We start from the raw sequence: 22,766 nt of genomic DNA, 5'->3' as shown, positions 1-22,766 counted from the left end.
TGCTTATTTTAAAATGCTAAGATAAAAGGCATTCAGTTGAGGAAAAACATGCCTAATATTTATCGCCTATCTATTGCTCACATAAATGACACCCACTCTAACTTTGAACCAAGTCAGGTTAAATTTACCTTACAGCACCAGCAACAAAGCTATCATTTAACGGCCAACACTGGTGGCTATGCTCGCTTGGGATATCACATTCAGCAAGCCCGTCAACAAGCAGAAACTAAACATCAGCCATTTTTGTTTCTGCATGGCGGAGATAGCTTTCAGGGAACATTGTATTTTCGTGAGTTTCAAGGTGCTGCTAATGCACATCTTTTAAATTTGCTAAAACCCGATGCGATGGTGTTAGGAAATCATGAAATTGACGCAGGTAATAGTCCAGTTCAAGCTTTTTTAAATCGAATTGAATTTCCGTTAATGGCCGGCAATATGGATCTGAGCCAAGAAGATATTCATAAAGCAGGTAAGCTACGTGATCACCCACAATTATTAGATTATGACGTTAGCCAAGGTATCGCCAAGGTTTTACTTAAGCCATTTTATGATACCCAAATTGCCATAGTGGGCATTACATTAGATCAAATGCCACTAATAGCTAGGCCGGATCCAGACACCTTATTTGTTAACGCCATAGACACAACAAGACGCACAATACAGGCTCTGCACCAGCAAAATATTCAGCATATCGTCATATTAAGTCATCTTGGCATAGATCAAGATCGCGAGCTGGCAAAACAAGTTAACGGTATCAGCTTAATCATTGGCGGACATTCTCATACACTTCAGGGCGATTTCAGCTGCGTTGGCATGTCGAACATGCCCTATGGTGAAACCGTTAATCAAACCCCCATTTTCCATGCTGGAAAATATGCCGAAACCTTAGGCTTAGTTGATCTTTGTTTTGATGCCAATGGTAATGTTTGCCAGTTTGAGGGCAATAACTTCTTTATGCTCGGTGATGATATCAACATTAGCCAAAGCTCAGATAACTCCATCCCTGAAGATATTCAACACGTATTAATTGAGCAGTTACGGCAACACCCTAATATGCTAAATGGTGCTCAAGATGACCAAATAGATAATGTCATTCAAACGCAATATCGCCCTGCGCTTGCTGCGCTAGAGCAACAAATTTTAGCCCATATTCCTAAAGATTTTGTTCATACACGTTTGCCTAGCAAGCACTTTCCACATGGCAGTGAAATAGCCCCCTGGGTAAGCCGTAGTATGTTTAAAGCGACCCAATTAGTTGAGCCGAAGTTAGATTTTGCATTACACAATGCTGGCGGAGTGAGACAATCGCTCAGTAATGGACAACTTTCTGTAGCCGATGTATTCGGGCGCATCCTGCCCTTTGAGTTGCCTTTAGTCACATACCAAATTAAAGGCCAATACATCATTGAGGTGTTAGAGTCGACCATCAATGCCGCCACCAATAACGGCATAATCGGCACGGGTGCAGGTAGTTTTCCTTACCCCTACGGCATTCGCTATAGTTATGATGGTAAAAAACCCTCTGGCGAACGTATAACATCCGTTGAAGTTTACCGTGATGAATTATGGCAACCTTTACTTAATGATGCTTTGTATATTGGTGTATCAAGCTCATATACCGCATCAGGACGAGAAGGTTACGGGGCTCTCCTTAAAGCGCTATGGCAACAACCCGTAGACAACAAAACGCTTCCTGAGGCATTTATTGACTTCGTTTGCCAATATGGATACAAAATAGGCCAACAACACATTGTAAATATAAATTACATTAGCCATCGATGATTTTAGGCTTTGATCACAGACGGAAACAGACTTGCGTGTTTTAATGACGTCATTACCGAGTAAAATCAAGGAAACATTAATGAAAACAAAACTGATCAAAATTTTCGCCGCGGCAACGCTTGCTTTAGGTGTTTCTTCAGCTTGGGCTCAAGGTGTTATCCATCAAGGTGAAGTTATCGACACCATGAATGGTGGTGGTTACACATATGTACAAGTTAAAGAAGCAGACAAAACCTACTGGGCAGCGGGTCCTCAAGTTGAAGTCGTTAAAGGCGATAATGTTGAAATGTCTGAACAAATGTGGATGACTGACTTTAAAAGCTCTAGCTTAGATCGCACATTTGATGAAATTATGTTTGTTGGCCATATCATCAAAAAATAATCGTTTACACGTTGTTCTGCTCAATATCGGTTAATCTCAACAGGTTTTTAATGTCCTGAAAGAGTTAGCCGATTTTTTATACCTTACACATCTCAAATAGATAAAACCTATGACCGCTTTTACTATTGTTGATTTTCATCCTTGCCATGCCCCCGCAATTAGCCTGTTGTATCATCAAGCAATACAAGCTATTCAGCACCCAAGATACAACTCAGCCAAAAAGCTCGCATGGTCTAGGGCACCACGTTCAACAAAGCACTGGCAGCTTAGATATAAACTCAACAAGGCTTGGCTGGTACAAAATGCCCAGCAACAAATTGTCGGCTTTATTGGTATAGAAACCCAGTTCCACCAACGTGGCTACATTGATTGCCTGTATGTCGATCCACATTTTCAACACCAAGGCATTGCCAGCCTGTTGATTGAACATCTGCAATGCTGGGCTAAATCGCAACATTATCAACGGTTATCGGTTGATGCGTCCTACCTTTCTAAACCGCTGTTTGAAAGACACAACTTTAGACTCATCAAATCAAATTTAAGAGTCAAAAACAACCAAACATTGGCCGCCTTTTATTTAGAAAAAGTATTATGATGTGGTTTCACTAACGGTTGAAGCATCTCTTCTAAACCGTTCAACTTCACTTCATACATCAGCGCCAGTTGCTGACCTAATTTCCCTTCAGGGAATCCTTTAGCGTGAAACCAAACTAAATAGGGTTCAGGCAAGTGTATCAACTTGCGCCCTGCATATTTACCAAAAGGCATGGTTTGGTTAACCGCCTCTAATAAAGCTTGTTCATTCATTTAGGTTGTACTCATTTTTATTTAACAGAACCACTACAAACCTCTCACGGCATCGAATGTATCCACTAAAACCGAAATTTATCTTGTTCTGAGTTATCTAGGCCTTAAAGCTACTTTGCCACAGGATGTTGACCATAACTTAATGATGACAACAAGTTCGATAGTTGATGATGGAGTGATTCTATATAAAAAATCGATAGTAGAGTAAAAATAGATACCAATAAAAAAATGGCGTAATGTTAGAAACGCCCCCGCCAGCCTCAGAGCAGCAATAACAGACTAAAACATTTATACCATTTTGGAATACAAAAGCAGTAATATCACGATAATGGTTATATAAAGCAAAATATTGATCGATGTAACTGGCATAACAATAACTATAAACCTCTCATAATGCAGCCAAGTGATTCATTAAATTAACCTTTTATCAACATCTGCTTATCAGTGAATAAACGTCAATTTTTTGCCAAACTTCAAAATAGCGTCAACAAAAAAGCAGTGTGACAATATATAAAAAACGTCAAAAATCAGCTAATTGACTAAGTATTAACATCCAGACTACATTACAGCTATATCACTCAATAATGAGGTGTAGATAATGATTATTTTAGTTGGTGGCGAAAAAGGCGGCAGTGGCAAAAGCTGTCTAGCACAAAATATTGCAGTGTTTCTCACAAAAGAAACCGAAGCCAGTGTCATCATGGTGGATTGCGACCCCCAAAGAACCACATCAGATTGGATCCAGGCTCGAAACAATAACCCTGACTTACCTGCAATCAATTGTGTGCAGCTTTATGGCAAAATTCGTAACGACTTACTCAGTTTAGAGCAACACTATGACTATGTTATCGTCGATTGTGGAGGACAAGACAACCTTGCACTGCGTGCAACCATGTCGGTAGCATCACATGTATTGATGCCATTAAGACCTAAACGTCGCGATCTTAAAACGGTTAGTCACATGGATGATATCGTTGCCACTTGTATGATGATTAACCCTAAAATGCGCGCCTCATTTGTGATCACTCAATGCCCCAACTTACCGAATCAGGTTGGCAGAATATTAGAAGCAAAAGATGTTTGCCGCACCTATGATATTAATGTGTTAGATGCGGTAAATTACAGTCGTAACATTTACGATGACAGTGAAGAGTCTGGCTTGTCGGTAATTGAAATCGAACCAAATGGCAAAGCCGCTGAAGAGATGCGCGCTATTGCATGTGAATTACTGCAAGCAGAAAACGCCAAACAAATTATGGAGCAGCGTTTATCGCCGCGTAATGTCACCACACTAAGGGGAAATTATGGGACTGGCCGATCTCAAGAAAAACGCCTCGTCATGTAAAGCTGCGTTTTCCAAGCAAATGTCTATTGAAGAGTTTATCGATAACGCAAGTCTTTATGCGTTAGGTCAAACTCATGAATTTACTCAACATACTAATGTGGTTGACTTTTTACAGCGCCGAGACAATAAGCAAGCAACTCAATCACAACAGCTAGTTAATCAAACGGAACAGGTAAAAAAACCGTTTCGACGTGCCACATTTACATTAAGTGAACAAGCAATTAGCGATTTAACTGCGTTAAGCCACGCAAGTAAAATGGCTAAATCAAAATTAATTCGTCACTTAATTGCTGAACACAGCTTGTTATCAGACAAAGATAAACAAGCTCTTTATCAGCAATTTGAACATGATACTCAGCTCAAATCGTTATCCAAATAACAATAATAAGCCAAGAATGTAATGTGTTAATCGCTCTCTAACACTCAGGTTTATTGGTTTAGTTTTTCTCCCCGCACTCTTTTTCTGGCATCATTTATTGTTGCCAGTTTTTTTTTGCTTGAAAAGCAACCATTCTTGCCCCATCTCTTTAAGACCTCCTTTAATTAGAGTCTGTTTATGATAGCGATTGTAATTGTTTGCATTATTGCCACATCGGCCATCTGTTGGATTGCTAGCGCGCGATTAAGACGTGAACGTCACCGCCATCAAGTGTGCTTGCAGGCGTTCCCAAAAACATGGCGTAGCATATTGCGTAAACGCTTTCCATATTATCAAAGCATGCCTACCGACCTGCAATTACAATTAAAAAAGCACATTCAAATATTCATTGATGAAAAGCAATTTGTTGGCTGTGATGGACTGACTATCACAGATGAAATTAAAGTCACTGTAGCAGCACAAGCCTGTTTACTGTTGTTAAATCGTAAAACAGACTATTACCCTAATTTAAAACAGATCCTTATTTATCCGCATGCATTTATCGTAGAGCAACAAAAAATAGATTTCGCAGGGGTGGCATCGCATCACAGAAGTGTTTTGCTTGGAGAATCATGGGGAAATGGCAAGGTCATATTATCTTGGCAAAATACCCTCCATGGTGCAGCAGAGCCCTTTGATGGCCAAAATGTTGTCATCCATGAGTTTGCGCATCAGTTAGATCAGGAAAATGGCCCGGCAAATGGTGCTCCAACTTTAAGACAAATTAAAGATTATGCCGATTGGTCATCAACCTTAGGTAAAGAATTTAAACAGTTACAGTATTGCGCATCTCAACAAATACCGTCATTATTCAACTATTACGGTGCCACTAATCCTGCTGAATTTTTTGCCGTAATAAGTGAAACCTTTTTTGAAAAACCTAACGCTTTTTCTCAACAGCATCCAGAATTATATAGTGAGTTAAGCCAGTTTTATCAATTGAACCCAATACATTGGCATTAGTAATAAAATTGCAAAGAAATATCATCTTCATTGCCAGTGCATTTCTCAACAAATACTTGTCTTATTAAGTGCTACCTAGCAAGGAAAAATTATGCAATCCATTATTCACCGATTAGGATTTATCGCAGTATTAATCACTACGGTAACAGCCTTTGACATCAATGCTAACCCATTACAGCATTTTGATAATGAAAACGCAGCGGCAGAACAAGCTGAAAATACCACCAAAGCAGCCGAAGTTCAGCAAGTGATTAGCAGTCAGCAAAGTAGTGCTGAATCTGAAGCCGTGATCACGAATATTAATCAAGCAGATCACACCATAGACAGCCAAGGATTAACTGAAGAAGATAGCCATCAAGTCAATGGATTATTGAACCAGCTACATGAAAGTGCAATATCGGCAGACTGGGAAACGTATTTTAATTTATATCACCCAGATGCGATTTTTATTGGCACCGATGCCACCGAGCGCTGGAACATGGTGCAGTTTAGAGCCTATGCGACACCGACTAAAGGCTGGCGCTATGATCTGCAAGCACGTCATTTACTTCAAATAGGCGACATCATCGTATTTGATGAGCAATTATTCAGTCCAGCCTATGGCATAAGCCGTGGAACTGGGGCATTAATTCAAACAGCACAGGGCTGGAAAATTGCACAATATCATCTAAGCTTCCCTATTCCGAATGATAAAGCTAAGCGTATTACCAGCTTGATAATGCAATAAAACTTTGGTTTTCAAGTAAATCAAAACGCCCTTACTACTCAACGTAAGCGTCCGGCGAACTACACCTTGGCTAGATTAACCTGCCAGGGTAATAGGCTGTTGAAATCACTGTTAGGGTAAGATAATTGCGCTAGGCAGTGTTCGATGTAATCGAACGGTATTAAGCCGTTGGCTTTGGCCGTTTCTATGATGCTGTACAAAATTGCACTCGCCTCAGCACCACGATGGTTGTGGTTAAATAGCCAGTTTTTTCGCCCTATCACAAATGGCTTTACTGCACGCTCGGCACGGTTGTTGTCGATATTGAGTCGACTGTCTTCTGTGTAACGGCTCAGCTTTGACCATTGATTGATACACTCAACGTATTAAGGGCGTTTTGCTATTCAATGACCTGTTATGTCATTGACACACTAAAACAAACATTTGCAAGCTGTGAAAAATGCGTAAAAGCATCAAAATCTGCTTGTTCAAACTTTCTGAAGGATGCATGCCTATCAGCATAGAACACCCCTAACACCTTGGTATTCACCATTAACGGCGCAATTAAAAAGCCTTCTCGAGATAAATGCTCTACTGCATTGCTGGCTGTTAATTTAGACGACTCCGATGTTGGTGTTTGATGCACCCATTGAGGTTTTTTCTGCTCAATACATTGTGCAAAAATGGATTGGTGATCGGTAAGTTCAATAACAAAAGTAGTTTTCATGGTTTCAGCGTCATCACCCATAACGACTCTAGGCTGGAGCATTTTTCGATTTGGTGTTAACAATAACACACCACATCGGTCAACACCCACGCCGCTGAAAACCCCTTCCAAAGCAGTTTGCATTACTTGATTAAAATCAGTTTTATTAATCGCAAAACCCGTGAGCTCACGTAGCTTATTTAGCTGCACAGTTAAATTCGCTTCACGTAACATGGCTTCTGGTTGTGGCGCATCTAATTTTTCAAATACTTTTTCAGTATTCGGAATATAATCCACTAAAGCCTTAGCTCCATAGTCAATAGCTAACTTATGAGTCACTTGATTACAACGAATTAAACGCTGATTGAACTCCTCAACCTTAATATCAAGCATATCGGCAGCTTGTTGCAGGCGCTTTTGAAAACCTTGTGGGTCCAGGTGTGGTTGGGCGATAGATTCTGCCAATTTATCGGCTAAAAAAATACAACGTATTTCTGGCATGCGCTCGTCTGGATTATTCAGCGCTTTAAGTAAGGTGTCACCCAAGCCCCAACTTCTGGCTATGCCTTGCGTTAACTGGTTAAACGAAGTACCAAGCTCAGAACGGATCAGGTTTAATTGATCGACGCTGTTTTCAGTATTGAGTAACTTAGCATCTAAAGCATCGGCTAAATCCCCGCCCATGCTCCAAAAGGCACTTTCACCGATGCGATAAAGTAATGTCGCAATAAAAACCTCCTCTCGTAGGCTTTCATCACGCTCATTCAACATCATCCGCGCAATCATAGCGGCGTGAAATGATTGTCCCATAAGCTTTAATAGACGCAGAAAGACATTGTCAGAGAGATTATGATTTTCAAGTAAACTGGATAATAAGCGCGCAGTCAGACAAATATTTCTTATTGTGTCAAAACCAAGCACTACGGCGGCTCGGCTCACGGTAGAAACTTGATTAATCCCTTTATTGTAAGTAGCACTGTTTGCTACCCGTAAAATACGCGAGGTTAATGCATTGTCATGCATCACACTGCGACCGAGTAACGATAAAGAGGAGACGTCATCCTTGGCAAGCTTCTCTAAATCTCGAACTGTTGAACATAGGGCTGGCATTTCTTGCTCACTAATGCGTTTAGTCCAGTATTCAACTCCTTTATGAGATGGATTAGCTGTCATAATTGTTCTTTTTATTAAATTAATTTTACATATTTACTAACAAGTATACCCAAGATGGCTAGTTCAGCGAGACATTATTACTAAATGAAGGAGGACAAAATAAAAAAATCGGCCCATTAAGGGCCGTAACACAAGCGAGTTGGTTAAAAACTTACGGGTAGGAAGTAAATCCAACAATAAGAATCAACATCAAAGCTTGTCGGCTTTTGATCCATCAAATTGGATAAAAGTCCCGTGCGGCCTGTAGGAGAACCGCACGGGGTTACAACAGTCGCAAAGCGACTAAACTGTAAAACGGTATATCTAAATCTTAAAACTGCTCTTCTTCAGTCGAACCTGTTAACGCTGTAACTGAAGACTTACCACCTTGAATACAGGTCGTCACTTGGTCAAAGTAACCTGTACCCACTTCTTGCTGGTGAGATACGAACGTATAACCTTTCTCTGCTGCAGCAAATTCAACTTCTTGAACTTTTTCAACATAGTGCTTCATACCTTCTCCACGTGCATAGTCATAAGCTAAATCAAACATGTTGTACCACATGTTATGAATGCCCGCTAAAGTGATGAATTGGTACTTGTAACCCATGTTTGAAAGCTCTTGTTGGAACTTAGCAATCGTTGCATCGTCCAAGTTTTTCTTCCAGTTGAATGAAGGTGAACAGTTATAGGCAAGTAACTGGTCTGGGTATTGCGCATGAATCGCATCAGCAAACTTCTTAGCTTCTTCTAAACAAGGTTTAGCCGTTTCACACCAGATTAAATCAGCATAAGGTGCATAAGCTAAGCCACGAGAAATTGCTTGGTCAAGACCCGCTTTAACACGGTAGAAACCTTCGCTAGTACGCTCACCAGTAACAAAGTCACGGTCGTAAGCATCACAATCTGATGTCATTAAATCAGCCGCGTTAGCATCTGTACGTGCAATAACCAGGGTTTCTACACCGCTTACGTCTGCCGCTAAACGCGCTGCAACAAGTTTTTGAACTGCTTCTTGAGTTGGAACAAGCACTTTTCCGCCCATGTGACCACATTTTTTAACTGAGGCTAATTGGTCTTCAAAGTGAACACCTGCTGCACCAGCATCAATCATTGACTTCATTAATTCAAATGCGTTTAGCACACCACCAAAACCCGCTTCAGCATCAGCAACAATTGGTAAATAGTAGTCAGTGTAATTTTTGTCACCTGGATTAACTTCTTTGCTCCACTGAATTTGATCAGCGCGGCGGAAAGAGTTGTTAATACGGCTAACAACCGCTGGTACAGAGTTAGCTGGATAGAGTGATTGATCTGGATACATAGTGCCAGCTAAGTTAGCATCTGCAGCCACCTGCCAACCTGAAAGATAAATAGCTTCAATACCCGCTTTAGCTTGTTGAACCGCTTGACCGCCTGTTAATGCACCCAGTGAGTTAACATAGCCTTTTTTAGCGCCGCCGTTAACAAGGTCCCATAACTTTGCGGCCCCTAATTTAGCAATAGTATTTTCAGGAACTATTGAACCACGTAAGGCGACCACTTCTTCTGCAGTAAATGGACGCTTAACCCCTTTCCAACGTGGATTTTCAGCCCAATCTTTTTTGATTGCATCGATTTGTTGTTGACGAGTTAGTTGTGTTGCCTTAGTCATAATGTGACTCCTTCCTGTTTGACTGCTAGTCAGTTAACACGGCTGCACAATACAGCACGTGAGATTCTTATAATGAATAAAATTGGTTTTACTATTTAGCGGTTAAAAGCTCGTATCCAGGTAGTGTTAAAAAGTCTACCAATTCATCTGAGGTGGTAATTTGTTCAAGTAACTCAGCCGCTTTAGCAAACTGACCTGACTCGTAACGTGCATCACCCAACTCTTGCTGCACATTAATTAACTCTTCTGCCAGCATGGTTCTGAATAAATCTTTAGTCACTAATTTGTCATTAGATAAGGTTTTACCGTGTTGGATCCATTGCCATATTGAAGTGCGCGATATTTCAGCTGTTGCCGCATCTTCCATTAGGCCGTAAATCGGTACACAACCGTTGCCCTGGATCCAAGCTTCAATGTATTGAACCGCAATGCGAATGTTCAAACGCATACCCGATTCAGTTCGCTCACCCTCACATGGCATTAGCAGTTCTGATGCTAAAATGGGCGCATCAACATCGCGAGTAATATGCAATTGATTGGTTCTATCACCGCCAATATAGTCGTTGAAGATACTCATGGCTGTATCCGCTAATCCTGGATGCGCAACCCAAGTGCCATCGTGACCATTTCGCGCTTCTAGTTCTTTATCACCGCGAACTTTTGTTAACACTTGCAAGTTTGTGGCTTCGTCTTTAGCTGGAATAAATGCCGCCATTCCCCCCATCGCTAATGCACCACGCTTGTGACAGGTTTTAATTAATAAACGTGAATAAGCACTTAAAAACTTGGTGTCCATTGTGACTGCTTGGCGATCAGGTAATACTCTATCGGCATGGCGTTTAAGCGTTTTGATATAACTAAAAATGTAATCCCAACGTCCGCAATTCAGCGCCACAATATTTGACCGTAGCTCATATAAAATTTCGTCCATTTCAAATACGGCAGGTAATGTCTCAATTAAACAAGTACATTTAATCGTGCCAGGCTTTAAGCAAAAACGTTCTTCAACAAACGCGAAAACCTTTGCCCACCATCGCGCTTCAATATGACTTTCAAGTTTTGGGATATAAAAATATGGTCCTGAATTTTTAGCTAATAACTGGTGGTAGTTATGGTAAAAATACAGTGCAAAATCCATCAAACCACCAGGGATCGCCTGGCCTTTGTATTCAACGTGCTTTTCTTTTAAATGCAAACCACGAACGCGAGCAATTAACACTGCTGGATCGGGATTCAACTTGTACTGTTTGCCTGTTTCTGGTGCGGTGAACTCAATATCACCACGAACCGCATCACGTAAGTTGATTTGACCTTCAACCACTTTTTGCCAGCTTGGGGCAAGTGAGTCTTCAAAATCAGCCATAAACACTTTAACGTTGGCATTTAACGCGTTAATGATCATCTTGCGATCTACTGGACCGGTAATTTCAACACGACGGTCAGTTAAATCTTGTGGTATACCACGGATAGACCAATCACCATCACGAATCGCACGGGTTTCAGGTAAAAAGTCTGGTAATTCGCCAACATCAATACGTGCTTGTTTTTGTTTACGTTTTTCAAGTAACTGTGGTACTTCTGCGGCAAAACGGCTACATAAGCTGTCAAGTAATGCTATCGCGCCAGAATTAAACACCTCTTCTTGTCCGGCTATCGCAGGACCAACAATGACTAAATCTGAAGTGCTTACAGAATTTGACTGTTCAGATGTTGTCTTACTGTACTGTGCTACTAATTGCTCTGCCGTCATAACCTGACTCCCTTGGTGCGACCATCATTCACATTGTTTATTGAACATATTCACTAGTGAGTGTTTAAAAACGAAAGTTAAGCATTACAGATAGACGGTTCAGAATATTTAACGTTGCTTGCTTAACACACTGCAAATGAATCCGGGCAATCTATCTAACCACTTCTACTTAACTCTCACACTCAATCAAACTATCAAATGTTCGTTTCGCATTAAAAACTACGCAAAAACAGTTGTATTTGCAACAGTTCAAACCTTACCAATCTTGTCAAAAAACATCAAAAAAACACCTTTCAAAATGGTATTACCAATACAAAAAATACCACTTAAGAAACTGATTAAAATGAAATTAATAAAATTACACCTTGTAAAATTAACACTGTAAAATTAAAAGGTCTTACCTTATTACCAACAAAAAACAACGAAAACATAATCCGTAATATTATTACTAACTGGAATATATTTATTACACAACTTTAGTCGAATTTGATATTTAGAATAAATTAAGCCTGTTTTGAACTCACCTTGAGGTAATGAATTATTTTTCATAAAATACAGAGGCTTAACATTTTTAAAACAAAGCAGAATTTCAAACGGCCGTTTTAAATTAACGCTTACGTAAAGGTAATAATTTGCATGGGTGATTTGAGGTATTTTCAGATGCGCGTTATCAGATCATCAATCTATTCACGTGTGGTATTAATGAAAAAAAAATTAATTTATTTGCATTTTTAATGATTTATTTACATTTGAACGGTAAAAAAAGGCTTAAATAGTCATTTATGGCGAGTAGAGGCTGTTTTTAACTATTTAAAATCAGGCTAAAGCAGCGACGTGTTGTCTTCTTATATCCTCAAAAAAGCAAAGCAATATTTATCAAACAGTTTAAGCAAGCGGTTTGCCAAGATAAAACACTCAAAACAGGGAGATCAGTAATAAATGATACCGCCTCCCTTGATCGAGATAGTCAATGTGATTCAAAGCACCATAGCCACGTTAAATATATTCAACTCGAACACAACACAGCTTGAATAGGCAAATGATTGATATGTGAATTCGTCTTGTTATCCGAACAAAACTCAAGTTTGACGATGAAGAATTGAATGTGAACAGCTTCATACTGGCTTATTTATAGACTAGGCCAACTTAAGGTTACCTCGAAAATGAAGTGGTCACTTTAGAATTAGGATTTGATATGAAAAAGAAGTATATGAAGGCGAATAGATTTAACCTCTGGAGGGTGTAACAGCTGCCTCCTCCCCCCCCCTTTGCAAAGTTATCAGTGTTATGTCTAACACGAGACAAGTTGCAATTACTTTGATATTGACGGGCATCTACTTGGTATTTAAATGGTGCCTGTCAGTTTAAATTGAAGCTAGTACTAGTAAACTCATCTTATTTTCAATATCGACGCAAAGTTGATGTTTGATGTTTGATGTTTGATGTTTGATTTTTGATTTTTGATTTTTTGATTTTGGGCATCTGAATATTCACTATTACAACATTATTTGTTTATCTCTGAACTTGATTTGAGGTTAACTTAGCTTGAGATAAACAAATAAAGGAGGAAAGTAAAAGATCGGGAAGTGACAGCCCATCACATTAACCATAGTGGCAGCGTTAAATCTCAACTATTGGAATGAAGTTATACAAAGTAGTAAAGAAGATGTTAAGCACTTAAAAAACCAAAATAGCTTATGCAAAGCTAGGCTGATAGATGAGGACTTTATTTCGACCTTGACGTTTACACTCATATAACGCGATATCTGCGCGATTCAAAAATGGATCAAGGCTTAAATCACCGTCATCAAGTGAGCTAATACCAATACTGATACTAATTGAAAAATTATGCCCAGAATACTTGGTATTAATACTTTCAACTTCAGAACGAATAATTTCTGCTAATTGCAATGCCGCTTGCGGATCGGTATTGGGTAAGTACAACACAAACTCTTCGCCCCCCATTCGGCAAAATATATCCGTTGGTCGAATGATATCTTGAATGACATGGGTAACTTTTTTAAGGGTCCAATCCCCTGTTGCATGGCCAAAACGATCATTGATTGATTTAAACAAATCTAAATCTAAAATCATCACTGAAAAATGACTATGATTAGCCAGCACTTGTACCAGCTCATCTTCAGCTAAATCTTGTCCTGTTTGGCGGTTATAAATCCCCGTTAGCCCATCTCGCTGGGCTTGACGCCTAAATTGATTGCGCTGCAGCCAAGCGGTTAATAGTAATAACACTAATCCGATACACACCCCAAAAAGCAATGTAGAAAACATCATCGATGAACTTTTTTCTTTCAACATCAGATCTTTTTGTTGCATCATTAACATGCGCTCTTGCTGCAGACTTTTATTTTCTCTATTGGTCTCGGCATTATTAAAACGCGCCATCTGATAAGCGTTTTGTTTATTCGTTTTATCTTCTAAATATTGTAAATCTAAAGTATGCGCAATAAGTTGATATTGGTATGCCTTTGCGTAATCGCCGTCTTTACTTGCCAACATGGCTAACACCTCGTTAGCTTGCTTCTTTGCATGTTGGTTAACTTTATCATCATTAAGCTTACTCAGTTCATCTGCGTATTGTGCTGCTCTTTCGTATTCCTTTTGATAGAAATAAATTTTACTTAAATAGGCTTTAACATCATTAATTTCAAGTTGAAAACGAAACTCCTGATAACCTATTAATGCAGTTTCAAACATGGTTCTGGCAAGTACTAATTGGCCTAGTTCAAAGTAACTCTGTGCTTGCCCTTTAATGGACATATTAGCAATTAATGGTTGTTCATTAGTGGCACAATAGATTTGTGAGTCTTTGAATAACTCGTTGGCCTGCGAATATTGCGTCAGTTTCAAAGTGGCGACGGCTAAATATAATTTCGCGTAACATTCATGTTTAGTGTCTTTACCTTGATTGATATTAAGCACAAGATTAGCCGTGTCTCGCATTTCATCGTACGCATTTAAATCTAAGAAGATATTTAACAAACGCACATACGAAGCCACTTTTAAACGGTTATCCTGATAACTTTCAATTCTTGATAAGTTCATCTCCAACATAGAAAAAGCGGCTTCATAGTTTCGCTGCAATAAATATATGGTGACTTTGTAAAGGTATATTCGAGTCAATAGTTCTTCTGAAGGCTCAAAAGATAACGCCATGTCAAGTGATTGATTAGCCTGTTCTAATTCGGACAAATACAACTGCTTGATGCTCGACAACGTATGGTAGGTGGCTAACTGAGAAGGAGTGAATTGAGAAACAGAGGGTGCTAATTCAGCCAATATGATTTCTGCTTGAGGTAAGTCTGTTTGTAATAACTTATCTAGTGTAGTCAGACGCTCATCAAAATTTGGCGACGCAAAAACACAACAGGCAAAAACCAATTGAATAAAAAAACAATATACAAGCCTCTTTAGGGGCATTTTATTATTCAGTAGGGGTCGCAATAACTACATAAGCTTGCATTAAGCTGTCACCTAATAGCGCTTTTAAGCCACCGATATCACCGGATAAAACTAACTCCACTTCCTGCTTAGTGAGTCCATTAGCAAGCATTACCCCTTTCGGGTCAGCTTTGTAAGCTTCTAATAATCCAGCATCTGCTGATAATGCTTGGGCAAATTGTTGTAATTTTGACATATTATCTCCGTAAAACGTCACGCTTATTGCTAACCAATATTAGCCGCAGTGATCCCTAATTGTTGTAATACTTGATGGTTAAGTGATAATGCTTTTGCTGGCGGTATCATCAAGGTACTAATTGCATTCAGCTTTATATATGGTAATTGAGCAAGGGTAATAGATTCTATCCTTGGTTGTTGAAAAGGCAAGGTCGCCGCTTCATAAATTATAACGGGGTGTGTTAAGGGATACCATTGATTTAAATGCGCTACCAGTATATTTAGCTTATCCACCGTTGTAGAAAATTGAGTTAGCGTATGCTCCCCCGCTAATGCTATCTGCCAAAGTAATAAATGGGTACAAGTATTAGGTATGTGGTTATAAAGCAAAAATTGCGTTGCTTCAAAACTCTGATGTCCCACATTACCAGGATCTATGCCTAAATCAGCCCATAAACACGCTTCAGCAGAAATACCAGGTAACATACTAGCTTCAAAACCCTCACCACGCGCCAATGCTATTGCTCGATGCGCAACACAGGCAAATACCCCAGGGTGGCCATAAAAGGCACATACAACTAATTTACCTAAACGAACTTGAGCTAAAATCTCATCAACCATCTGCGCATAGGTTTCACGGCGATTTTTAAACTCGCCCTCATTTGCGTAAAAAGACTGTAAAGACTGTACATTATCGTTTAACGAATCTAACCAGCGCTGTGAAAAACCATCGGTAACTAAAGAAAACACTACATCAGCAATTTCAATATAGCTTTTACTTAACAGACTTATTTGACCACTTAATTGCATCCCTGTGCCAACACAAATTAAACGTCCCTCATGCTTAACAGGTTTATTATCATCGTGCTCAAATGGGTTAGTTTCATTCATCTTGGGGCCATTGCGCATTACACAAATCATTCTAAGTTTTATAATTAATGATACTGCAGCGCAGAACTTAATAACATATGTCTTACATCACAAGTTAAACAATTTGAGTAAAGATTCCAATGGTTTTATTACTAAGAATCACAATTAAACTCGTGAACTTATAGCCATAAAATGAATCAAATGACCTGCAAGTCACATCCCCCCTTGTCAGGATAGGGCTTGCTTGGGTATGATGGCCGACAGAATTTGGGAAGTAGCACAGACAATGATTAACAAAAAACAAAGTCTTACTCTGTTAAGCGCAGTAGCATTATCTATCTCTTTAAGTGGTTGTGGCGTATTCGATTGGCTAGTTTATAAGCCAGATGTTCCACAAGGTAACTATATGGAGTCGCAAGAAGTCCATAAGTTACGTATTGAGATGACCAAAGAACAAACTGAATACATTTTAGGCCGTCCTGTTTTACGTGACAGTTTTGCTGATGACACTTGGTACTACGTCTATCACTTTAAAAGTGGTCGTGATGCTAGCATCATCCACAAAGAATTAGTGATCCACTTTATTGACGGAAAAATCAGCCGTGTAGAGGGCGATTATGATCTCAGTGAAGAATTTAATACGCCATTGAATCAAAGCAAGTTACCTTCTATTAACCAGCCAGAAGATGATCCGCTCAATCCAGAAACTCGCCCGGATTCAAAGCCACTTGTTGAAGAAGAACGTGGATTAAATACATCGAACATTGATGATAAGTAAATAATTTACCTAATTCAGCAGCAAATAATAAAAAGCAGAGCCTAATCGCTCTGCTTTTTTGTACACAAGAATTGTGCTCATATTCGCATAGCTTGAAACGGGTGAATAAATCAATCTTCAGCGCCGACGTTCAACACTAACTATGTTAGATTAACTTGCAATAGACCGACGAATGACGGGTAAACTCGCCTTGTTATCACTAAAGCTCTCCGGCTGAAGAGGTAGCGTATATATTTATTGAATAACATTGATGAGTGAGCAAATCTCTTAATCAGAGTTAAGATCAACTAACATATTTTATCAACAACTTACTTAGTAACAGTTAAGTTTTGCTAGCGCTAAACGTGTTTTAATTTAAACGAATACGTTGCAGTTATACTGCCCTATACCTAACCCCAACTAAGGCTAGTTAGCTAACCTTAGCCCCAGTAATTTTATTAATTCGCCCTTCATCTTTAGCTTTTTCTGCTCGTTTACGACGTACATCTTTTGGATCGGCAATGAGAGGACGATAAATTTCGACCCTTTGTCCAGGCAAAAGTACTTCATCATGCTTAGCTTGTCGGCTAAACACGCCCAGCTTAACCGTTGCTAAATCAATTTGCGGAAAAAAAGCACAAATATCACTTTGCTTAACAGCCTCAATAAAAGTACAACCAGGCTTTACCATCACACTAATAATTTTTTGCTGTTTAGGTAAAGCATAAATAACATCAACCGCAAAAGGCTCTTGTTCAGTTGTCACGATAAATCACCTTTGCTCTTTCAGTAAATGCTGTCACCATAGACGACATTAATTGTTTAAATACTCGTCCAAAAGCCAAATCAGAGAGTGGATTTGAAAACTCAAAATCTAAATCAAACTCAACTTTACAGGCATCGTCCGTCAACTCGGTAAAAACCCATAAACCATTCAAACGTTTAAACGGCCCGTTTTCTAATGCCAAAGCAATACGCTTACCAGCTTCAACTTGATTACGTGTGGTAAAAGTCTTTTTGATACCAGCCTTGCTAACATCAACCGATGCAACCATAGTTTTACCATCAAATTCAAGTACTTTCCCACCAACACAACCAGGTAAAAAAGCATGGTAAGATTCAACGTCATTGACTAATTCATACATTTGCATGGCACTAAAGCGTACCAATACACTTTTGGAAATTTTAGGCATTCGTACTCACTTTTACGACATAATGATTAGATTTTATCACGATAAATAAAAAAGGCATCTGTTGCGGCATAACATAGACGTACACAAACCAATAATTTAGGTATAATCGTTGAATTATTAATACTCTCCCCCATATCTGTTATAAGGTAAGCCTTATAAATAGCGCTTTTCAAATGGGCAAATTGCAGGCGATATAACGCCTAGATGGTAAATAAGCATGGTAAAAAAGAATTCAAAATCAGCAAAAAATGCCCCTGCAACAATAGCACGTAATAAACGGGCCACTTTTGAATACCGTATTGAAGACAAAATCGAAGCGGGTTTAGAGTTAATGGGATGGGAAGTAAAATCCATTCGTATGGGTAAAGTTAACCTATCTGATTGTTATGTCTACATCAAAAATGATGAAGCATTTATGCACGGTTGTACTATTCAACCCTTAAATACAGCTTCAACACATGTGGTATGTGACCCTATCAGAACCAAAAAGCTACTCTTAAAACGTAGCGAGATTGATAAACTTGCTGGCTTAATTGAACGTCAAGGCTATACCTTAATCCCACTATCTATGTACTGGCGCAAAGGTGCGTGGGTGAAAGTAGAGATTGGTTTAGGTAAAGGTAAAAAAGATCACGATAAACGTGAAGATACCAAAGAACGTGAATGGAAAGTTGAGCAGTCTCGAGTCATGAAAAAAGACCGACTGAACGGATAATAACCAAACGATGATATTTTGTTAATCGTCGCTAGGTATTCGCCAAACAACACGTTACACTATTACTAATTGGGGGCGATTCTGGATTCGACAGGATTCACGAAACCCAAGGAGCATGTCGAGGGGCGGTTGGCCTCGTAAAAAGCCGCACCGTTATAGTTGCAAACGACTCTAACTACTCTCTAGCAGCTTAGGCTAGCTAGCCATCAACCACACGTTTCGCACGTGGGCAGTGGATTTTGATGGTCATATTACAGTGTGCTAGCGAGGGAACTCCGTCCGGGGGTGAACCGCGAAACAGTACCGGACTCACCAAGTAGCATCCTGTCTTTCGGAGACTAATTGGTTAAATAAAAGAGAGACTAAACATGTAGTGCCGAGGATGTAGGCTTTCTGGACGCGGGTTCAAGTCCCGCCGCCTCCACCAATTAAAGAAACGAAGACGTCTTAGGACGTCTTTTTTTCTGTCTGCAAAACACTAAAATCAATGACTTAAGCATAAATCAGCTCCATTTATGTACAATAACGTTTGTTAGAAACCAAAACTTTTAGTAACATCGGAAGTAACATCGGTAAATACATAGCCGTTTCGATGTTACTAAAACCATAATTTAGGCCTATAACTGTCAATAATTTATAGGTTTACATTTATTAGTAACATCGCTTTAATCACTCAGGTCAGTGTTACTAAGGATGGTGTTACTATGGCAAGACTCGCAAAGCCCCTTTCAGAAACAGAAATCAAAAATGCTAAAGCAAAAGACAAAGAATATAACCTGGCAGATGGTGCTGGTTTACAGTTAAGGGTAAAACCTCACGGGTCTAAGCTTTGGCTTCTTAACTACGTGAATCCTATCACCAAGAAAAGACAGAATTTGAGCATTGGTGCATATCCTGATATATCACTTGCTGATGCACGAAAGCTATCCCAAGAAGCAAGAACGCTCGTAGCACTAGATATCGACCCCAAACAACATAAAGCTGAACAACTAGCAGCAAAAGCTGCGCTCACAGAACATACTTTCGAAAAAGTAGCCATACAGTGGTTCGAAACCAAGAAAGAATCGATTACTAAAAATCATGCTGATTCAACGTGGCGATCTTTTAAACTTCATCTACTGCCAGCATTAGGCAAAACACCAATAAGCCAAATGACTGCGCCAATGGTGATAAAAATACTCCGACCAGTTGAAGCAAAAGGAAGTCTTGAAACAGTTAAGCGATTAAGCCAACGCATTAACGAGGTGATGATATATGCGGTTAATACCGGCCTTATTCATGCAAACCCAATATCTGGCATTAAGTCGGTATTTAAAAAACCACGTAAAGAACACCTTGCGGCACTAAAACCAAACGAACTATCTGAATTAATGCAGGCAATCGCTAACGCCAGTATCAAAAAAGTCACCCGCTTTTTAATTGAATGGCAATTACATACCATGACTCGGCCAAATGAAGCTGCAGCAGCGCGATGGGATGAAATTAATTTTGATGACCGGTTATGGTTGATCCCAGCAGAAAAAATGAAAATGCGCCGTGATCATGTTATTCCCCTAACCGACCAAACGATTGCACTACTCGAAGCAATTAAGCCCCTTACTGGGCACAGAGAATATATTTTCCCTGCAGATAGAAACCCTAAAACACACTGTAATGTACAAACAGCAAATGCAGCATTAAATCGCATGGGTTTAAAAGGTCGCACCACAGCGCATGGTCTTCGTTCGCTTGCTAGTACGACTCTCAACGAACAAGGTTTTGATGCTGACCTTATCGAAACAGCATTAGCACATATCGACAAAAATCAAATACGTAGTGCTTATAACAGAACCGATTATCTACAGCGCCGTAGAGTAATGATGAGTTGGTGGAGTGAGTACATCATGGATGCATCAAGCGGTAATTTTAGTTTGGCTAATAACTTAAAACACTTAAAAGTCGTAGGAGAATAGCGATAAAATTTTGATTAATTGTATAAACAATATTACTACAGGGAGTTTAGATTGTGGCGCTTACCAAATTATTTTTTTCATTAGATGAAATAGCATTAAATTTAGCCGATATGTCATTTTACGATATAGGTTCAGTACACAGGGCCGAAAGTGGGAATTGGAGTGGATGGGAAGAGGCCAAACAATATCTTGAAATTTTATGTGACCATGTAGAAGATCTTCAACTTAGGACAAAGAATGATTCTGTTTTTTTATTCGAACCTATCGATAACTTTGTAAGTAATCGAAGTGTCATACACACAATTTCAGACGACCCTTTGGAGCAATTTCCACCATTTCCTATAGATACTAAAAATACTAAAATTGGACTAGATGAAATCAAAAATTGGTGTTTAAAGCATAATCTAAGGCCTTCATTTCTGTTTAGTGATTCCCCTAACCCTAATTCTGAACTCCAGTCATTTGAACCTCATAATGACTTAATATCTGAATTAGCATTGTTACTCAAAGGTGAACATCAGCATCAAGCAGAAGAGCTAAAAATTGCAATTAATGCATGGTATCAAGCTTCACTTCTTATCCGAAATAGCGAAGGAAGTAAAAGTTACCTAAAACTAATTTCGACTCAAATTGAAAAAATATCGCCAAAATTAAGCAAAGCAACACTAGATAGGATAGCAAAGGTAAGCAACTGGAATAAAAAAGGCAATGGCATAGAAAATAATTAGGTGATCCATTTTAAAAAAGGGATCACCATTTTAGCGCACTCAATCTCACAAAAAGCATAAGCCCATGTAATTAAATAATTATTTTATAACAAAAGGTCTTATATGGGTAGTGCTAGCTATTTTATTAAGAATTTAACTTTTAATCTTGCCCCGTCCACACAAAACTTAATATGTACGGGGAACACCATGAAAGTACTAAGATTGAAAGAAGTAATGCGCTTAACCGGTTTAGCTAGATCAACCGTTTACGACTACATAGCTAAAAAGCAATTCCCAAAACCTATCATTTTAGGGCAGAGAGCCGTTGGCTGGCTCGAACACGAAATTCAAGATTGGATAAACGAACGCATCGCCGCTCGTGACGCCTAAATCAATATCGGCACCATAACCATGGTGCCGGCTTTCCATAGCAATTACACCGATGTTATGTGCAGTACTTGCGTGACATTACCGTATCAAGATACAAGTTAATGGAATATTTCAGATGATTTCGTACAACAGCTATAGGTTTTTTACCCCTACTTTTTTAAAACACATATTGCTAAAAGCTTTACGCGGCGCTTACTTCGTGCAGCAAAGCAAATGGTGTTTATGGGGGATATTGATAATATCTTATCTATTACCTTTCTTACCTGCTTTCATTTTTTGAAGTCGGTAGATATGTACATTACCAAATCCAAATACTACGAGTATCAAGGCTGCTTCTGGCAAATCAACAGTTCGCCCTCTGGCTGCTACACACCAATGTTAAAATCAATGTACGAACAATTATTCAATATGCATAGCTACCATGCACGGCTTTTAGTGGTGAGGTTTGATTTACATCAGAAGCTATATACTCCAGATAATAAGAGAATAACCAAATTTATCAGGCGGGCAATTAAACAGCTATCCTCAAAGTATAGAGTTAAGCACATAGGTTATTCTTGGGTAAGAGAGCAAAAGATTGCAGAAGCCCAACATTATCATTTTGTGCTATTCATCGATGGTAAAAAAGTAAATTACCCAATCAAATTAAATGCAATATTAGAATCTATCTGGGGTGAAATGAGTGGTGGTTTTCGTAGGCCGGATAACTGTTTTTATATGTGTCATAGGGATGATGATGATACGATAAATGATGTTATATATCGCATTAGTTACTTTGCAAAAGCCGTTGATAAAGATAAAAAACCACCACAAACTAAAAATTATAATTCAAGCAGGATAAAGCCAAACCCTGAGGCCTTAAACTTAGGCAACTAAGGCTT

At 39.2% G+C, this 22,766-nt stretch carries 22 protein-coding genes, 1 other RNA gene and 1 pseudogene; 14 read left to right on the top strand and 10 right to left on the bottom strand.

Features of this window, described 5'->3' with window-relative positions:
- The first annotated feature begins 48 nt into the window (after window positions 1-48).
- The 3 genes from NE535_RS15480 to NE535_RS15470 all read left to right on the top strand — a co-directional run bounded on the left by NE535_RS15480 (window position 49) and on the right by NE535_RS15470 (window position 2,759).
- Entirely contained in the window at window positions 49-1,782 is a 1,734-nt protein-coding gene (locus NE535_RS15480) for a bifunctional metallophosphatase/5'-nucleotidase (RefSeq protein WP_261299505.1), read from the top strand.
- Between the two features lie 79 nt (window positions 1,783-1,861).
- The gene (locus tag NE535_RS15475) at window positions 1,862-2,164 is read left to right on the top strand and encodes an NrfJ (RefSeq protein WP_261299504.1); all 303 of its coding nucleotides are present in this window, start codon (window positions 1,862-1,864) and stop codon (window positions 2,162-2,164) included.
- A 109-nt stretch (window positions 2,165-2,273) separates the two neighbouring features.
- Window positions 2,274-2,759, top strand: a complete 486-nt coding sequence (locus tag NE535_RS15470) for a GNAT family N-acetyltransferase (protein WP_261299503.1) — start codon at window positions 2,274-2,276, stop codon at window positions 2,757-2,759.
- On the opposite strand, the gene NE535_RS15465 is transcribed toward NE535_RS15470, so the two are convergent.
- A complete protein-coding gene (locus NE535_RS15465; RefSeq protein WP_261299502.1) occupies window positions 2,738-2,971 on the bottom strand; it encodes a DUF3820 family protein in 234 nt (77 codons plus the stop codon). The two genes, NE535_RS15470 and NE535_RS15465, sit on opposite strands and share 22 nt — an antisense overlap.
- A gap of 598 nt (window positions 2,972-3,569) precedes the next feature.
- Here NE535_RS15465 and NE535_RS15460 point away from each other — a divergent pair.
- The 4 genes from NE535_RS15460 (at window position 3,570) to NE535_RS15445 (ending at window position 6,424) form a co-directional block, all read left to right on the top strand.
- Window positions 3,570-4,316: an AAA family ATPase gene (locus NE535_RS15460; RefSeq protein ID WP_261299501.1), complete on the top strand. Its 747-nt coding sequence runs from the start codon at window positions 3,570-3,572 to the stop codon at window positions 4,314-4,316.
- Window positions 4,276-4,695, top strand: coding sequence for a CopG family transcriptional regulator (locus NE535_RS15455; protein ID WP_261299500.1), 420 nt, complete (start codon window positions 4,276-4,278; stop codon window positions 4,693-4,695). Before NE535_RS15460 ends, NE535_RS15455 begins: the two co-directional genes overlap by 41 nt.
- Before the next feature lie 177 nt (window positions 4,696-4,872).
- Entirely contained in the window at window positions 4,873-5,697 is an 825-nt protein-coding gene (locus NE535_RS15450; protein WP_261299499.1) for a M90 family metallopeptidase, read from the top strand.
- A 91-nt stretch (window positions 5,698-5,788) separates the two neighbouring features.
- On the top strand, window positions 5,789-6,424 hold the full coding sequence (locus NE535_RS15445; protein WP_261299498.1) for a nuclear transport factor 2 family protein: 636 nt from the start codon (window positions 5,789-5,791) through the stop codon (window positions 6,422-6,424).
- 59 nt (window positions 6,425-6,483) lie between these two features.
- Here NE535_RS15445 and NE535_RS15440 read toward each other — a convergent pair.
- The 7 genes and pseudogenes from NE535_RS15440 to NE535_RS15410 all read right to left on the bottom strand — a co-directional run.
- Window positions 6,484-6,777 (bottom strand): annotated as a pseudogene (locus NE535_RS15440) (IS66 family transposase); the annotation flags it as partial.
- A 41-nt stretch (window positions 6,778-6,818) separates the two neighbouring features.
- A complete protein-coding gene (locus NE535_RS15435; RefSeq protein ID WP_261299497.1) occupies window positions 6,819-8,282 on the bottom strand; it encodes an HDOD domain-containing protein in 1,464 nt (487 codons plus the stop codon).
- A 310-nt stretch (window positions 8,283-8,592) separates the two neighbouring features.
- Window positions 8,593-9,915 carry an isocitrate lyase gene (gene aceA / locus NE535_RS15430; RefSeq protein WP_261299496.1) on the bottom strand — a complete coding sequence of 441 codons (1,323 nt, stop codon included), beginning with the start codon at window positions 9,913-9,915 and terminating at the stop codon, window positions 8,593-8,595.
- 91 nt (window positions 9,916-10,006) lie between these two features.
- Window positions 10,007-11,665: a malate synthase A gene (gene aceB, locus NE535_RS15425; RefSeq protein WP_261299495.1), complete on the bottom strand. Its 1,659-nt coding sequence runs from the start codon at window positions 11,663-11,665 to the stop codon at window positions 10,007-10,009.
- A 1,695-nt stretch (window positions 11,666-13,360) separates the two neighbouring features.
- Window positions 13,361-14,962 (bottom strand): tetratricopeptide repeat-containing diguanylate cyclase, encoded by a 1,602-nt coding sequence (locus tag NE535_RS15420; RefSeq protein WP_261299494.1) that lies wholly within the window; start codon window positions 14,960-14,962, stop codon window positions 13,361-13,363.
- Between the two features lie 145 nt (window positions 14,963-15,107).
- Entirely contained in the window at window positions 15,108-15,320 is a 213-nt protein-coding gene (locus NE535_RS15415) for a hypothetical protein (RefSeq protein ID WP_261299493.1), read from the bottom strand.
- Window positions 15,321-15,349: 29 nt separating this feature from the next.
- Entirely contained in the window at window positions 15,350-16,192 is an 843-nt protein-coding gene (locus tag NE535_RS15410) for an SAM-dependent methyltransferase (RefSeq protein WP_261299492.1), read from the bottom strand.
- 265 nt (window positions 16,193-16,457) lie between these two features.
- Here NE535_RS15410 and NE535_RS15405 point away from each other — a divergent pair, with 265 nt between their 5' ends.
- Window positions 16,458-16,949, top strand: coding sequence for an outer membrane protein assembly factor BamE (locus tag NE535_RS15405; RefSeq protein ID WP_261299491.1), 492 nt, complete (start codon window positions 16,458-16,460; stop codon window positions 16,947-16,949).
- Between the two features lie 409 nt (window positions 16,950-17,358).
- Here NE535_RS15405 and NE535_RS15400 read toward each other — a convergent pair whose 3' ends face one another.
- Both NE535_RS15400 and NE535_RS15395 read right to left on the bottom strand, forming a co-directional pair.
- Entirely contained in the window at window positions 17,359-17,694 is a 336-nt protein-coding gene (locus NE535_RS15400; protein WP_261299490.1) for an RnfH family protein, read from the bottom strand.
- Window positions 17,684-18,121 (bottom strand): SRPBCC family protein, encoded by a 438-nt coding sequence (locus tag NE535_RS15395; RefSeq protein WP_261299489.1) that lies wholly within the window; start codon window positions 18,119-18,121, stop codon window positions 17,684-17,686. The genes NE535_RS15400 and NE535_RS15395 overlap by 11 nt, the downstream gene beginning before the upstream one ends.
- A 217-nt stretch (window positions 18,122-18,338) precedes the next feature.
- Between NE535_RS15395 and smpB the strand changes: the two genes are divergently transcribed.
- The 6 genes from smpB to NE535_RS15365 all read left to right on the top strand — a co-directional run bounded on the left by smpB (window position 18,339) and on the right by NE535_RS15365 (window position 22,761).
- Window positions 18,339-18,836 carry an SsrA-binding protein SmpB gene (gene smpB / locus NE535_RS15390; RefSeq protein WP_261299488.1) on the top strand — a complete coding sequence of 166 codons (498 nt, stop codon included), beginning with the start codon at window positions 18,339-18,341 and terminating at the stop codon, window positions 18,834-18,836.
- 71 nt (window positions 18,837-18,907) lie between these two features.
- Window positions 18,908-19,263: a transfer-messenger RNA gene (gene ssrA, locus NE535_RS15385) on the top strand.
- 277 nt (window positions 19,264-19,540) lie between these two features.
- Entirely contained in the window at window positions 19,541-20,788 is a 1,248-nt protein-coding gene (locus NE535_RS15380) for an integrase domain-containing protein (protein WP_261299487.1), read from the top strand.
- Window positions 20,789-20,841: 53 nt separating this feature from the next.
- Window positions 20,842-21,516: a hypothetical protein gene (locus tag NE535_RS15375; protein ID WP_261299486.1), complete on the top strand. Its 675-nt coding sequence runs from the start codon at window positions 20,842-20,844 to the stop codon at window positions 21,514-21,516.
- A gap of 186 nt (window positions 21,517-21,702) precedes the next feature.
- Entirely contained in the window at window positions 21,703-21,885 is a 183-nt protein-coding gene (locus NE535_RS15370) for a helix-turn-helix transcriptional regulator (protein ID WP_261299485.1), read from the top strand.
- 222 nt (window positions 21,886-22,107) lie between these two features.
- Complete coding sequence (locus tag NE535_RS15365; RefSeq protein ID WP_261299484.1) at window positions 22,108-22,761, top strand: inovirus Gp2 family protein; 654 nt, start codon at window positions 22,108-22,110, stop codon at window positions 22,759-22,761.
- The last annotated feature ends 5 nt before the right edge of the window (window positions 22,762-22,766 follow it).

It is taken from the genome of Shewanella holmiensis (assembly GCF_025370255.1).
In the GTDB taxonomy this organism is placed as follows: domain Bacteria; phylum Pseudomonadota; class Gammaproteobacteria; order Enterobacterales; family Shewanellaceae; genus Shewanella; species Shewanella holmiensis.
Note: the sequence above shows the minus strand (reverse complement) of the source record. Positions and strands in the feature narration are given on the sequence as shown.

Coding starts and splice junctions, on each gene's coding strand:
- NE535_RS15480 (WP_261299505.1), top strand. CDS start 49: ATGCCTAATATTTATCGCCTATCTATTGCTCACATAAATGACACCCAC.
- NE535_RS15475 (WP_261299504.1), top strand. CDS start 1,862: ATGAAAACAAAACTGATCAAAATTTTCGCCGCGGCAACGCTTGCTTTA.
- NE535_RS15470 (WP_261299503.1), top strand. CDS start 2,274: ATGACCGCTTTTACTATTGTTGATTTTCATCCTTGCCATGCCCCCGCA.
- NE535_RS15465 (WP_261299502.1), bottom strand. CDS start 2,971: ATGAATGAACAAGCTTTATTAGAGGCGGTTAACCAAACCATGCCTTTT.
- NE535_RS15460 (WP_261299501.1), top strand. CDS start 3,570: ATGATTATTTTAGTTGGTGGCGAAAAAGGCGGCAGTGGCAAAAGCTGT.
- NE535_RS15455 (WP_261299500.1), top strand. CDS start 4,276: ATGGGACTGGCCGATCTCAAGAAAAACGCCTCGTCATGTAAAGCTGCG.
- NE535_RS15450 (WP_261299499.1), top strand. CDS start 4,873: ATGATAGCGATTGTAATTGTTTGCATTATTGCCACATCGGCCATCTGT.
- NE535_RS15445 (WP_261299498.1), top strand. CDS start 5,789: ATGCAATCCATTATTCACCGATTAGGATTTATCGCAGTATTAATCACT.
- NE535_RS15435 (WP_261299497.1), bottom strand. CDS start 8,282: ATGACAGCTAATCCATCTCATAAAGGAGTTGAATACTGGACTAAACGC.
- aceA (WP_261299496.1), bottom strand. CDS start 9,915: ATGACTAAGGCAACACAACTAACTCGTCAACAACAAATCGATGCAATC.
- aceB (WP_261299495.1), bottom strand. CDS start 11,665: ATGACGGCAGAGCAATTAGTAGCACAGTACAGTAAGACAACATCTGAA.
- NE535_RS15415 (WP_261299493.1), bottom strand. CDS start 15,320: ATGTCAAAATTACAACAATTTGCCCAAGCATTATCAGCAGATGCTGGA.
- NE535_RS15410 (WP_261299492.1), bottom strand. CDS start 16,192: ATGAATGAAACTAACCCATTTGAGCACGATGATAATAAACCTGTTAAG.
- NE535_RS15405 (WP_261299491.1), top strand. CDS start 16,458: ATGATTAACAAAAAACAAAGTCTTACTCTGTTAAGCGCAGTAGCATTA.
- NE535_RS15395 (WP_261299489.1), bottom strand. CDS start 18,121: ATGCCTAAAATTTCCAAAAGTGTATTGGTACGCTTTAGTGCCATGCAA.
- smpB (WP_261299488.1), top strand. CDS start 18,339: ATGGTAAAAAAGAATTCAAAATCAGCAAAAAATGCCCCTGCAACAATA.
- NE535_RS15380 (WP_261299487.1), top strand. CDS start 19,541: ATGGCAAGACTCGCAAAGCCCCTTTCAGAAACAGAAATCAAAAATGCT.
- NE535_RS15370 (WP_261299485.1), top strand. CDS start 21,703: ATGAAAGTACTAAGATTGAAAGAAGTAATGCGCTTAACCGGTTTAGCT.
- NE535_RS15365 (WP_261299484.1), top strand. CDS start 22,108: ATGGGGGATATTGATAATATCTTATCTATTACCTTTCTTACCTGCTTT.